Origin of the sequence: Gordonia tangerina (genome assembly GCF_021556435.1) — a bacterium.
In the GTDB taxonomy this organism is placed as follows: Bacteria; Actinomycetota; Actinomycetes; order Mycobacteriales; family Mycobacteriaceae; genus Gordonia; species Gordonia tangerina.
Genome location: NZ_JAKGCU010000024.1, coordinates 71055 through 82187, shown reverse-complemented (window position 1 = coordinate 82187; position 11133 = coordinate 71055). Strand labels below are relative to the sequence as shown.

Genomic DNA, 11133 nt, shown 5'->3' with positions numbered 1-11133 from the left:
GGCCGGAGGCCAATTCGGTTGCGAGCGCAGCGAGTGCGGGTTGCCGGATTGGTCGCAGCGCGTGGGCGGAGCGCAGCGGAGAACACGCGGAAGTCACCAGGCGTGGGTTGACAGGTCGGGGGTCCCTGTCGGTCACACTTGGTCGACGTGCGCGCGCAAGTTGGTGACCACCCACCCAACTGGGGACTCTCCCGACCCGGTGGCGCAGCGCAGCGCAGCCACCGGGTCGGGGCAACACTGCGCGGCCGCAGGCCGCTCCAGCGCTGTCCCGCACCGGTCAGCCGGTGATGTGGCGGCAGGTGCGGCATTCCCAGCGGTCAGCGACGCGGGTACAGGTGCGGCGTTGATCGCACAGCCAGCAGATCTGTCCGGGCTTGCCCTGGATGCCGGCGTCGATGTCGGTGTCACGTTGGCCGGCCAGGCGGTCACGTGCGGCCTCGGCGGTGGCGCTTAGCGCCTGCCCGGCCGGATTGTGGCGCAGCAGGCCGCCGAAGTCACGGAGACACTGACTACAGGGGTGGCCCTGGGCGTCAGTGGGATTGGCGCAGCCCGGTAGGGCACAGCGTGGGAACAGTTCGATCGTCATCGGTTGCCTTTCGTGTGGTTCGGGCAGGGGGTGGGCGCGAGGTCGGTGCTCGGCCCACCCCCTGGTCTGGGTTCAGTCCAGTGCCACGTCGTCGGCGTTGGTGTCGCCGGTGATGACCTGCTCGACATCGGAGAGGGTGTATCCGGTCACGTCGACCAGGAAGCGCAGGTAGTCGGCGCGGGCGGTGATGTGTCCGTTGGTGTAGTAGCGGTCGGACACGTTGCGCCAGGCGTCTTTCCACATGTGGGCTTCTCGGGCCGCCAGCGCGATACCCAGGCTGATGATCTGGGTGCGGTCGGCGGTGGTGGCCTGATCGAGGAGCTCGGCGGGGTCGCCGCCGAGGATGGTGGCCGCGATCTCGGCGGCGTTGCCCTGGGAGCTGTTGGCGCCGAACATGTCGTGATGGGCACGCATCGATGTTGCGAGGAACTTCGCGACGGTGGTGGCGCTGCCCTTGGGGAGGGTCTTGCGGGTCAGCCACGCGGTCAGCTTCTCGATCCGCACTTCGCGGGCGGTCACACTGGCCGCGTTGAGCATCCGCACCCGGCGGCGTTGCTGCTTTTGTGCCTCGCGCTCGACGTCGCTGGTGTCGGTGTCGGCCGAGGCAGACGGCTCGCTGTAGCTGCGCGCGATCAGTCCGAGGTCGGCCCAGCGCCGCACGTACCAGATGGTTTCGATCTGGTAATCGATGTGGGTGGTCAGGGTGCGCGGGTCGCGCAGTCCTTCGGTGGGTTCGGTGTCCTCGTCGAACACGTCGTCGGCAAGCGACCAGTCGATGAGGTGCTCGGCGACGGTGTTGCCGTCGGTGTCGGTCCACCATTCCGAGGGGTCGGCCATCACGTAGGCCAAGCGATGCTCGGTCGGGATGTCCTCGATGCGTGCGGGGGTGCCGTCGGAGTTGCCGAGTTGTTCGAGGCGAGCGTGCGCTTGCGGCGCGAAAGAGGGGTGGCGGGTGACGGCGTCGATCCCGTCGGCGGTGTAGGTGGCGACCTGGGCGAGTAGAAGTCGCCGCTCGTCGGCGTCGGACTCCAGTTGCTTGGCCTGGTGTTCGAACCGTCCTCGCTCGGCGGCGTCGAGTAGCCATTGCTGTGCTTCGGGGTCGTGGTCGTAGGCGGCGAGCACCGCCGACTGCTCCAATGTGAGGCCGGCGTCTTGGTCGAGCAGATCGAGGGTGGTCGCGGACTTCGCGACGGCCAGGGTGTTGTCGACGTCTTTCTTGGCGGTGCGGGTGGCCTTGGCGATCTTGGTCGCCGACATGCCGGCCAGGGCGAGTTGCTCGATCGCCGCGACACGGTCGGAAGCGCGTAACCCTTCGCGTTCGAAGCTGGACAGCTGCTCCAGGACGCGGTCGACGGTGGCCGCTGCGTCGTCTGCGGCGTCGACGGGGACCACGTACACCGGGATGCTGGCCAGTTCGACCTGCCGCGCGGCCAGTGTGCGGCGCTGCCCGTCACGTACCCGGACCTGGCCGTCGATCTCGACGGCGAGGACGGGTTGGCGCACACCGTCGCGGATCGAGTCGATGAACTCGGGGGTCAGCGTGGTGTCGGCGTCGGTGCGGATGTTGGTGTCGATGACCAGATCGGCCGGTGCGAGGTGACGTAGCTCCCCGCCCGATCCTGCGGTGGTGGTGTTGTTGTGTGCCATGGGGTTTCTCCCTTACTGTGGTGGTGAAACCCCGGTCAGATAGCCGCTGACCGGGTTTTCTATTGCCCGCGTAGTTGAGTGCGACGCGGAAGCTGTGGTTTACAGACCCTCGATGTCGACCCAGTGGGCCAGGGCATCGGAGAACGCATCATGCGGCGACAGGTCGTCGTCGTAGGCATCGCGCCATGCCCAGTCCGGCAGATCGGTGACTGCGTGGCCGCTGTAGTTGCGGGCCTTACGGTCGACCAGCAGCATCCACACGGCGAAATGCCGGTCATCTCCTGCGCGTGCCAGGCGGTCGGGGTCGCGTTCGGCGATACGGTCGGCAAGAGCATCGATGGCGGTGCGGTCCTGGTCGGCGAGCCAAGCATTCATGTGTTCTCTCCTGTCGGATGCGGGTCTGGTGGTTACGCGGCGGTGGTGGTGAACGTGCGGGCCGGATCGAGCTGGCCGAGACCGCAGCACTCGCACAGCCAGCGGCCGTGCACATCGTCGGTAGCGGGCACGAGCAGCCCGTGGTCGGCCATAAAGTCCACGACCTCGGCAGTGTTCTCGGTGTTCAGACCGCTCATGTCTCCGTATGCGACGGCCAGAGCGCAGCCGGTGCACAGCTGGTAGACAGTGGTCGCATTGCTCATGGTGACCCCTCCCGTTGTGAGTGCTGGTTTGCGTTTGCACAAGCCATCTCTTTGCCGCAGGGAGTGGTCTGCAAGGGTGTTTACAGTGAAAAAGTCATCCGGGCCGAAGGCCTGAAACCCGTAGGGCGGATTAGTTTTTCACGGCCCTTGCAGACCGCGATCGGAGGTAAGAGAATGAGCGGTGCAACGCAAACCAACTCAGCCCGAAGGGCGTCACAGCGCGGCGTAGCCGCTTCCATTCAGATGACGGCGTAGCCGGCAGAAGGGCGCCTCGGACACCACCCGAATCCACATTCACGTTCAAGAGGGAAGTGGAGTAACGCTGCGGAGGTCTGCCGATGAGCGCGCGAAAAGCGCCCGCGCCTGGACCGGGCTCAATCGGTCCCGCTGCGGGGCGCCTTTCGTGTTGCCGGTTTCACCCGTAGGTAGCTATCCGCGATGACTCGGTAGCTATCCGCGATGACTCGGCAAACAGCACAGTTGCGGATTCAACCCTTCGCGGGTTCGCTGATACGTGAGGTGGCGCTAGTGGTCGTTGGTTGGAGGCTTGCTGGCACCACCGGTGGGGCGTCGGCGGCGCCACAAGGCGGCGCTGAGCATGACCGCGATGATCGAGAAGTAGATGATGGCATAGGCAACGGTCCTCAAACGCTGACCGTCCATGTGTTACAGAACCTTTCGGTCCTGTGTACCGGTCGGCGTGGTGAACTCTCGGAGTCTGCGCCGGAATCCGACGTCGAAGGCAGAGGTCGCGGAGTACTTCGCGAGGATGACGGTTGCGGTAGCGCCACGCCACTCGGGGCTGACGCGGCGGATGGTGTGGTCGGCGGCGAGGTAGCCAGAGGCTTGATCGACTAACGTGGTGCATTGATACATGTCACGGCCCTTTCCGTGGTGTGTGTCGGGTCCGTGGGTGTTCCAGCACCCGCGGACCTTCTTTCTATGTCTGTCCGGCCGAGGGGGACGCTTTTCGGGTTTCCCGGCCTCACTCTCAGTTGGCTACCGTCGACCACCCAGCCACGCCAGCATCGAGGGAACGATGATGCCCAACACCCAGATCGGGCCGAAGATGAGGGCAGACGACTCGGGTGCATCAGACAACCAGAGGGCTAGGAAGGGGATCAAGCCGAGGAGGAACATAGAACCGGCTATCGCGAGGGAGAAGCCGTTGGCTTTGGCTTTGACTTCCGCGTAATTCGGCGGCTGGTGGGGTGCCGGCATGGGTCCGTGGTCGTTGGGTGTCGACTGCTGCTCATCGTTCATGGGTTCCTCCTTGGGTTGTGAGTCGAGTTAGAACAGGGCGATCTGGTGACGGCTAGGAGAGATCACGATCAACATCAGCATCTGCTCGTGATGGTTATAGTCTACATGCCCGTGGGTTATAGTCAACATCATGGATCGGCTCGGAGAGTTGGGGCAGCGAGTGCGCGAGGCGCGGACCAGTTGCGGTCAGACCCAAGCCGAAGTTGCCAAAGCGGTTGGAGTGCACCGGACCCACCTGTCGGCGATCGAATCCGGGGGCGAGAACATCACGGTCGGGACGTTGTACCGGATTGCGGACCACTTCGGGGTTCCCGCTTCACAACTGCTGCCTGATTGAGTCGAACGAGTCGCCAACGCATCGAGATGCTGCAACTCGCGTTGCGCGATTTCGTGAACCGACGCTGGGGCGAGTGCCGGCAACTATTAGGCTCGGCGATCGTCGACGGACACCGGGGGCCGGTGGTCAATTCCCCTCGGGATCGTAAGTGGTGGCGGAGAGTCAGCCACCGATGGGGAGCTGGTCGATCGCCCAGATCGCCAATAAGACGACCTGCACGCCCAGAAAGATGATCGCGAGAGAGGTCAGGACCACGAAAGGCCAGTCCCTGTACCAGGGTTTAGCTTCACGCTCCTCAGCGGGTAAACGTTCGTACTCCTCCAGGGCGCGCGTGAGCGCGGCGATCTTCTTCTCGGTAGCGCGCCGTTCTTTCTCGTTCATACGGGTCCATTTCCTCAGGGATCGTTGGTTGATCGTCTCAGACCGGTCCGACATACGGCTGACCTGCCAGGCAGGCACGCGACGTCCACCTACGCATCAGCGATCGTGATCAGACCATTCGTTGCCAGCTCCTGGATGCGGCGGGCGCCGCCTGCGATGCTGTTGACCGAGTCGACGACGACGTCGGCGGGCAGCGCGCCACCGACGCGCTGCGCGCGAAACCGACACTCATCCAAGCTATCGGTGATTCGCGCCCTACGATGCTGGATCTCTTCGAGCACCCTGACGACACTGTTGATCTCACTCTGGATGGACATGGCGACCCCCTCGTTGGTCAATGGCTTTTCACCTGCACTATGCACGGCCAGTCCGACACATTTCGTGATTTCGGTTCTATTCCGTCACTGGTGACGAAATAGATTGCAGTGCAACAGATCCCGAGCCGATAGTTATTATTATGTAAAGTAGTGGTTTACACGCTTCCGGGAAGTGTTGCTTGACAGCCTTTGTCGGTGTCGGATGACACGGTACTTGGGACTCTGACTCCCTAGTTGAGACTCAGTGACACGGACATGAGACCTGTCCCGCCGTGACCTGCACGAATCAACTCCATACTCCCAAATCAGTTGTCATTTAGGCTCAGTCACTGCGCCGATCCGCCTGGGAGTTTCACAATCGCTGACACCAATTAGCTCGCCCGCATGTAGATGCGGGCAGGTCGACCGCTCCCAAGTAGCTGTCACTACTCCCAACTGCGTTGTCATCCGACACAGTGACAGCGAAGGTGGGACTGTGACACCCAAGATGGGACACTCCCTCGCTGACATCATCGATGACTACAAGCAGCGCTCTGGACTGTCGGACGTGGCGATCGCAACCAAGGTCGGTATGAGCCGGATGAATCTGCACCTGTGGCGCAAAGAGATTCGCGCACTACCATCCAACACGACCCGGTACGACGTGCCGGTCACCTGCGCAACTGCGACCAGGTTGTCGTGGGTCGGGATGCCGCGCTGGCCGACTGCGGATACCTCGCCACTCCCCCGTCGTGGGACGAGGTGTCACTGGACGGGATCGTGGCGGTGTCCCGCATCCTTAGTGGCCTGTTGGGGCGCGCGCTGACACCATCGGAAGCAGCACGCCTCAAGACCGCGTGGCAAGCTGGCAGCCCACGCACACTGGACTCCATCGCCGAAGCGCTCGACCCCCAGAGAAGGGAGCTCCGATGAGCGCTCTCGACGCACCACTCAACGAACTGCACGATCAACTCACCTCGCTGCAACGAGTGGTGCACGGTCTCGAGATCACTGGGCCCAGTGATCTGTTTGGACGAAGCACCAGCCGATCTGACCAAGATCGTAGTGCCCGTTGATGTCTGGCTTGAGTTTGTCGCCGGTGATGACGGCGACGTTCTCGACGAAGGCCAGGGTCTCGCCCTCGGCGGCGGCGATCACCGATTCCAGCACCTCGCGGGTGACGACCGGCGTCGCCCAGCCATTCCAGGGCCGTCCGTAGCTGACGGCGGTCCAGACGTGCTCCGCCTCGAACCCGTCGATGGTGAATGTGCTTACCATGCCTAGAGAGTACGGGTCCTCTACGACAGGACTGTTAGTCCGCGTCGGGGTCGGGTTCGTCGTCAGACTCGTACAACACCGACCCGATCAGCCCGTCGACCGAGATCGCGTCGGGCGCTGGCGCGGGACGTCCCTCGGCGAACGCGAGCCGAACTGCCGCGAGGTACGCCAGCCGAACGGCCTGGATCACCAGGACGCGGCGCAGCCCGATCGAGACCTCGCCGCGCTCGTGCGCCACGGCTGCCAGGCGGGCGATGGTCTCGGCGCGCCGAGCGATTCGGATGTCGGGGTGACCGCGCTCGGCGCGGGTGCCGTCGCCGATCAGGGGGAATTTGTAGGACTGCGGTAGCTCGACCGCGGGCGAGGCTGGCGGGATCTTCTCGTTGAGGATCGCCTTGAACCGGGACTCGTCGATGGCCTTGAGGTACGCGGCGTACTCGGCCGCGTCGAGGGCTGTCTGGGCGTCTCTCTTGGACATCGCGGTCAGGTCCCAGAGCGGCCACAGCTCGACCTCCGCCACCTCGAACGTGTCGAGGATTCGCATAGCTACGGCGTCAGTGCGCTGGTTCGTCAGGTGCCGCCGCACGCGGGTAGCCAGGCCCTCCTTGGTCTGGCCCACATAGATCGGCTCGCCGTCGTAGTCGTAGAAGGCGTAGACGCCCCATTTGCTGCTGCCGATGACACGTCCGTCGTCGGTAGTCGCATTGGTCAGCGCCTCTTTGAGCAGGACGCGGAATTCGCGGACGGACGTGGCGGGCAGTGAGCTTTTCGGCGGCTTCTTGTGTGCCTGGGGCGACGCCTTGCCTCGGCTAGACAACTGCTGCTTCTGAGGTGGTCCGCGGTGCGAGTTCGCCCCTGACCAGCGGAACAAGATAGTTCTTCGCGAGCCACTCGACTGCGGGAACGGCCACCGCGTCGCCGAAGGCGAACTGCACCTGGCTGTCGCGGAAACCGTCGATGTTGTAGGTGCTGGCTCCCATGAGCGCGGCGTATTCGACGCCGGTCATCCACCGGACGCTGACCTTGCCGTAGCCCATGCGGACCACAGCCTGTTTGGACGACCCGCCGCGGGCGGTCCGGAGACAGCCGGACACGTCGTCGGGGCGCATCTCCCACACAGCAACGCCGTGACGGGTGCGGCGGTAGGCGGTGCGCCATTCATAGTGTCGGTCCTGCCTGCGCAGCTGGTTGAGGCGGGTCTTCTGGACTTCGGACATCGAGTCGATGAACGCCGCAACCCGGTCCTCGTCCCACCAGCGCGGGTCGTCGTTCTTGAGGCGCTCCAGCGTCCGGCCCAGCCCAGCGGGCACGTGCGCTGGCGGATCGGGCAACGTGGCGCGGTGGGTCGTGAGGGTTGGATCTCCGAAAAACGTCTCGGTCCAGCCTGGCCGGAGGGGGTGCTCCATCTCGTCGGTGTCGACCGGCTCGCGCGAGCCGACGAGGAACAGACGGGGCCGTGACTGGGGCACGAACCTACGGGCGTCGATGGTGAGGAGGTCCACCGAGTAGCCGAGATCGTTGAACTCGCGGATCGCGGCGCAGAGGTCGTCACCGCCGTGCGACGTTGCGAGCCCGACCACGTTCTCCAGCACCACCACCTTCGGACGCCCCTCGTCTCCCATTGACCGGAGAACACCGGTGAACGCGTAGAACGCCGATGACTCGGCACCTGTCAAGCCGGTGCGGTTACCTGCCAGCGAGAGGTCGGTGCATGGGGATGACGCCCACGCGAGAGCGGCGCCGGCGGGCAGCTCAGCAGGATCGACGCTGCGCACGTCACCCACAACCATCACGTCGTCGTCGAATTGCGAGCGATACATCTCGGCCTTGTCAGGAGAGATGTCGTTCGCCCAGGCGGTGTCGAATCCTGCGAGGTCAAGGCCCATTCGGGCGAGCCCCACGCCGGCGAAAAACTCGAGGACACGGGGACGCGACCGCAGCCGAGTTACAGACATGTGATTCACACTAGACGCTCACCGATGAGGCCTCTACCACATTGCCCCGACGCGTTGCGGTCGTCACACGCCTGCCTGTGGATAATATCGTCGGTGTGGTGCCCACCGACCCTCCCAACCCTCGGCATGGACGACGAAGCCCACTCACCGACCCAGCAGACCCTCGCCATGGGACGACGAACGGCTACGGCAACCACGGATGCCGGTGTGACCTGTGCCGCGCCGCTAATGCGAAACACCACCACGAGTACATCGTCAGAAACCGGGCCGCCGGCCGGCTCCTGGGGGATCACGGATCGTCGGTCGCCTATGACACGGGATGCCGCTGTGAGGTGTGCAGAGAGGCTCACAACAGGAGGTCGCGCGAGTACAAGCGACGTCGTCGCGCCGCGGGATGACCGGACAAGCGGCGAGCTGGGCGTCGTCACCAGCGGTTCGCAAGTCGATGAGATCGAACCGCCGCCGCGACACGGCACCCGAGGTCGAGGTCCGACGGCTGCTCCACTCGCGGGGTCTGCGGTACCGCGTCGACTACGCGCCTGACCGCGCGCACTTGAGGAACCGCGCGGACATCGTGTTCACACGCGCGAGGGTGGCCGTGTTCATCGACGGGTGCTTTTGGCATGGCTGTCCCGACCATCACCGGCCGCCCACCGCGAACAGCGACTACTGGTCCTCCAAAATCAAGAGGAATAGTGAGCGCGACGAGCGCGTGACCGAGATGCTTCGCGAGAACGGCTGGACGGTGTTGCGGTTCTGGGAGCACCAGCCGGCGCGTGAGACAGCAGACGATATCGTCCGCGAAATTCTTTCCCGCGCTTAATGATCACGCCACTCCTTCCGCTTCTCTCAATCGGGCTCAATGCCACCCCAGAAGGACGAAGGGCGTTCGATGGATAGTGTGAACGTTCGGCTGCGATCGATCCAGGGGCCCTCGAGCGATGAGCAAGTCGAGTGTCCTCGCGAACGAGGTCGCGCCGCGGATATAGGTTCATGCGGTGGCCGATTCCCCAGACCAAGTCATCGCGATGGGCAACTTCGCCGAGTTCAAAACGGACAACTATCCGAAGCTGTCCGACGACGACGCCTTCGAGCGCTTCGCGTCGAGCCTGTTGCTCAGGAAGTACGGCGCTGATCCGGCCGACATTGAGCGAGGCCTCGTGTCTGGGAACAATGACGGCGGAATAGACGGGATTTTCTTGTTCCTGAATCGCAGCGAGTCCGTGCACTCGGACTCGCTGCGGCTGTCGAGACGCAAGAACGCCTTGAGCGGCTTGCAGACCGGCGTCGCGTTGGATGTCGTAATTGTTCAAACGAAGAAGGAGAAGAGCTGGGACACGAACGTGTTCCCGAAGATCGAGAGCACGTTGAAGGCGATCTTCGATGATAAGCAGACGGCCGCGGACCTCCGGGCCTTTCCGCTTAACGACGACGTCATCGAGAGGGCGATGACGTGGCGGAAGCTGCGCGCCAAGCTCACGATGCTGGTGCCAGTCGTCCACTTCCACGCCTACTACGCGAGCCTTGCCAAGCAGGCGAATGTCGACTCCTACATGACGACGAAGGCAAACCAGCTGGGGACGTGGCTGAGAGCGAACCTGCCGACCGGAAGCACGACGACGGTCGCGTACCTGGGCGACGCCGAACTCGTGACCCGGCTGCGAGACAGCAGCGACTATCTCGCGAAGCTCGTCGTAACAAAGCCACCCGTGCGCGAGGGAAAAGCACTCGTCGGGCTCGTCTCGGTCAAGGACTACTTGAGCTTCATCCGGTACGAGAAGTCAACGACGATACGCGAGGAGATGTTCGCGGCCAACGTGCGCGACTACGCCGGCTCGAATGTGCGCGTGAACGACGCGATTGGCAGGACTCTCGCCAATGACTCGGAGTCGTTGTTCTGGTGGCTTAACAACGGCATCACAGTGATCGCTGACAAGGCGAACAATCCGCTTGAGCTGGAATGGGTGCTCACGAATCCACTGATCGTCAATGGCCTGCAGACCTCGCACGTGATTCACGAGCAGGCCATCGCGGAGGCCATCACGAAGAAGCGGTTGAGGCAATCAATCCTGGTGCGCGTCATCACCGAGTCCGATCCCGAAGTGCGCGAGGCCATCATCGGAGGCACGAATAACCAGACGGCGATCGCCAGTCTCCAACTACACGCCAATGAAGAGAAGCAACTCCGGATAGAAGAGTTCCTCCGCCCACACGGTTGGTACTACGAACGGCGCCGATACCAGTATCGAGGCGTCAAAGTGCCGGCGAGCAGGATCCGGAACATGACGGAACTGGGGCAGGCCGTCATGGCGATTCGCCTCCTCCAGCCCGACACCGCCAGGGCGCGCCCGGCAACGCTGCTCGGCACAGACACCGGTTGGAAGCGAGTGTTCGATCCCGCCGAATCGGAGGAGCTGTACCTGAAAGCGCTGGTGGTCCTCGACGCGGTCGACGACTATCTCAGGTCGGCGGCGGCGAAGGCGATTGCCGACGACTCGACAAACGCGCGCTTCTATCTGGCCTCGGGCTACGTCCTGGAGGCGTCTGGCGTCAAGAAGCTGGACGACTTCGTGAAGACGCCGAGCGTGATGCTCAAGGACAAACCGACGCCATCCCTGCTCGCCGGTCTGCATAAGTTACTCAACGAGGAGGTGCAGAAGCTCGACGACGGCAAGACTGCCCTGGACCGCATCTTCAAGGGGAAGGACCTCAAGGACGCGTACTTCGACCGGATAGTCGGAGGCGCTTAACA

General features: G+C 63.7%; 14 protein-coding genes. 3 read left to right on the top strand and 11 right to left on the bottom strand.

The genetic code is table 11. The features are described from left to right. Positions 1 to 277: 277 nt before the first annotated feature. The 6 genes from L1892_RS20245 to L1892_RS20220 all read right to left on the bottom strand — a co-directional run bounded on the left by L1892_RS20245 (position 278) and on the right by L1892_RS20220 (position 4134). Entirely contained in the window at positions 278 to 586 is a 309-nt protein-coding gene (locus L1892_RS20245) for a hypothetical protein (protein ID WP_235725448.1), read from the bottom strand. Positions 587 to 658: 72 nt separating this feature from the next. Continuing rightward, positions 659 to 2233, bottom strand: a complete 1575-nt coding sequence (locus L1892_RS20240) for a ParB/RepB/Spo0J family partition protein (RefSeq protein WP_235725447.1) — start codon at positions 2231 to 2233, stop codon at positions 659 to 661. Between the two features lie 99 nt (positions 2234 to 2332). Continuing rightward, a complete protein-coding gene (locus L1892_RS20235; RefSeq protein WP_235725446.1) occupies positions 2333 to 2608 on the bottom strand; it encodes a hypothetical protein in 276 nt (91 codons plus the stop codon). Positions 2609 to 2640: 32 nt separating this feature from the next. Next, entirely contained in the window at positions 2641 to 2871 is a 231-nt protein-coding gene (locus tag L1892_RS20230; RefSeq protein WP_235725445.1) for a hypothetical protein, read from the bottom strand. Between the two features lie 525 nt (positions 2872 to 3396). Then, positions 3397 to 3534, bottom strand: a complete 138-nt coding sequence (locus L1892_RS20225; RefSeq protein WP_235725444.1) for a hypothetical protein — start codon at positions 3532 to 3534, stop codon at positions 3397 to 3399. Positions 3535 to 3870: 336 nt separating this feature from the next. Next, positions 3871 to 4134, bottom strand: coding sequence for a hypothetical protein (locus L1892_RS20220; RefSeq protein WP_235725443.1), 264 nt, complete (start codon positions 4132 to 4134; stop codon positions 3871 to 3873). A 130-nt stretch (positions 4135 to 4264) separates the two neighbouring features. On the opposite strand from L1892_RS20220, the gene L1892_RS20215 reads away from it, so the two are divergent. Next, positions 4265 to 4471 (top strand): type II toxin-antitoxin system RelB family anti-toxin, encoded by a 207-nt coding sequence (locus L1892_RS20215; protein WP_235725442.1) that lies wholly within the window; start codon positions 4265 to 4267, stop codon positions 4469 to 4471. A 162-nt stretch (positions 4472 to 4633) separates the two neighbouring features. On the opposite strand, the gene L1892_RS20210 is transcribed toward L1892_RS20215, so the two are convergent. The 5 genes from L1892_RS20210 to L1892_RS20190 form a co-directional block, all read right to left on the bottom strand. Further along, positions 4634 to 4852: a hypothetical protein gene (locus L1892_RS20210; protein WP_235725441.1), complete on the bottom strand. Its 219-nt coding sequence runs from the start codon at positions 4850 to 4852 to the stop codon at positions 4634 to 4636. Positions 4853 to 4941: 89 nt separating this feature from the next. Then, on the bottom strand, positions 4942 to 5190 hold the full coding sequence (locus L1892_RS20205; RefSeq protein WP_235725440.1) for a hypothetical protein: 249 nt from the start codon (positions 5188 to 5190) through the stop codon (positions 4942 to 4944). 966 nt (positions 5191 to 6156) lie between these two features. After that, complete coding sequence (locus L1892_RS20200; protein ID WP_235725439.1) at positions 6157 to 6426, bottom strand: hypothetical protein; 270 nt, start codon at positions 6424 to 6426, stop codon at positions 6157 to 6159. Positions 6427 to 6460: 34 nt separating this feature from the next. Beyond that, on the bottom strand, positions 6461 to 7243 hold the full coding sequence (locus L1892_RS20195) for a GIY-YIG nuclease family protein (protein WP_235725438.1): 783 nt from the start codon (positions 7241 to 7243) through the stop codon (positions 6461 to 6463). Beyond that, positions 7236 to 8381 carry a DNA cytosine methyltransferase gene (locus L1892_RS20190; protein WP_235725437.1) on the bottom strand — a complete coding sequence of 382 codons (1146 nt, stop codon included), beginning with the start codon at positions 8379 to 8381 and terminating at the stop codon, positions 7236 to 7238. The genes L1892_RS20195 and L1892_RS20190 overlap by 8 nt, the downstream gene beginning before the upstream one ends. 394 nt (positions 8382 to 8775) lie before the next feature. Between L1892_RS20190 and L1892_RS20185 the strand changes: the two genes are divergently transcribed. Continuing rightward, positions 8776 to 9204, top strand: coding sequence for a very short patch repair endonuclease (locus tag L1892_RS20185; RefSeq protein WP_268900512.1), 429 nt, complete (start codon positions 8776 to 8778; stop codon positions 9202 to 9204). Positions 9205 to 9379: 175 nt separating this feature from the next. Next, on the top strand, positions 9380 to 11131 hold the full coding sequence (locus L1892_RS24950) for an AIPR family protein (RefSeq protein WP_235725435.1): 1752 nt from the start codon (positions 9380 to 9382) through the stop codon (positions 11129 to 11131). The last annotated feature ends 2 nt before the right edge of the window (positions 11132 to 11133 follow it).

What these genes read in the sequence shown, in the direction of transcription:
- L1892_RS20240 (WP_235725447.1), bottom strand. Translation starts at nt 2,233, where the DNA reads ATGGCACACAACAACACCACCACCGCAGGATCGGGCGGGGAGCTACGT.
- L1892_RS20225 (WP_235725444.1), bottom strand. Translation starts at nt 3,534, where the DNA reads ATGGACGGTCAGCGTTTGAGGACCGTTGCCTATGCCATCATCTACTTC.
- L1892_RS20185 (WP_268900512.1), top strand. Translation starts at nt 8,776, where the DNA reads ATGACCGGACAAGCGGCGAGCTGGGCGTCGTCACCAGCGGTTCGCAAG.
- L1892_RS20245 (WP_235725448.1), bottom strand. Translation starts at nt 586, where the DNA reads ATGACGATCGAACTGTTCCCACGCTGTGCCCTACCGGGCTGCGCCAAT.
- L1892_RS20230 (WP_235725445.1), bottom strand. Translation starts at nt 2,871, where the DNA reads ATGAGCAATGCGACCACTGTCTACCAGCTGTGCACCGGCTGCGCTCTG.
- L1892_RS20215 (WP_235725442.1), top strand. Translation starts at nt 4,265, where the DNA reads ATGGATCGGCTCGGAGAGTTGGGGCAGCGAGTGCGCGAGGCGCGGACC.
- L1892_RS20200 (WP_235725439.1), bottom strand. Translation starts at nt 6,426, where the DNA reads ATGGTAAGCACATTCACCATCGACGGGTTCGAGGCGGAGCACGTCTGG.
- L1892_RS20235 (WP_235725446.1), bottom strand. Translation starts at nt 2,608, where the DNA reads ATGAATGCTTGGCTCGCCGACCAGGACCGCACCGCCATCGATGCTCTT.
- L1892_RS20220 (WP_235725443.1), bottom strand. Translation starts at nt 4,134, where the DNA reads ATGAACGATGAGCAGCAGTCGACACCCAACGACCACGGACCCATGCCG.
- L1892_RS20190 (WP_235725437.1), bottom strand. Translation starts at nt 8,381, where the DNA reads ATGTCTGTAACTCGGCTGCGGTCGCGTCCCCGTGTCCTCGAGTTTTTC.
- L1892_RS20210 (WP_235725441.1), bottom strand. Translation starts at nt 4,852, where the DNA reads ATGAACGAGAAAGAACGGCGCGCTACCGAGAAGAAGATCGCCGCGCTC.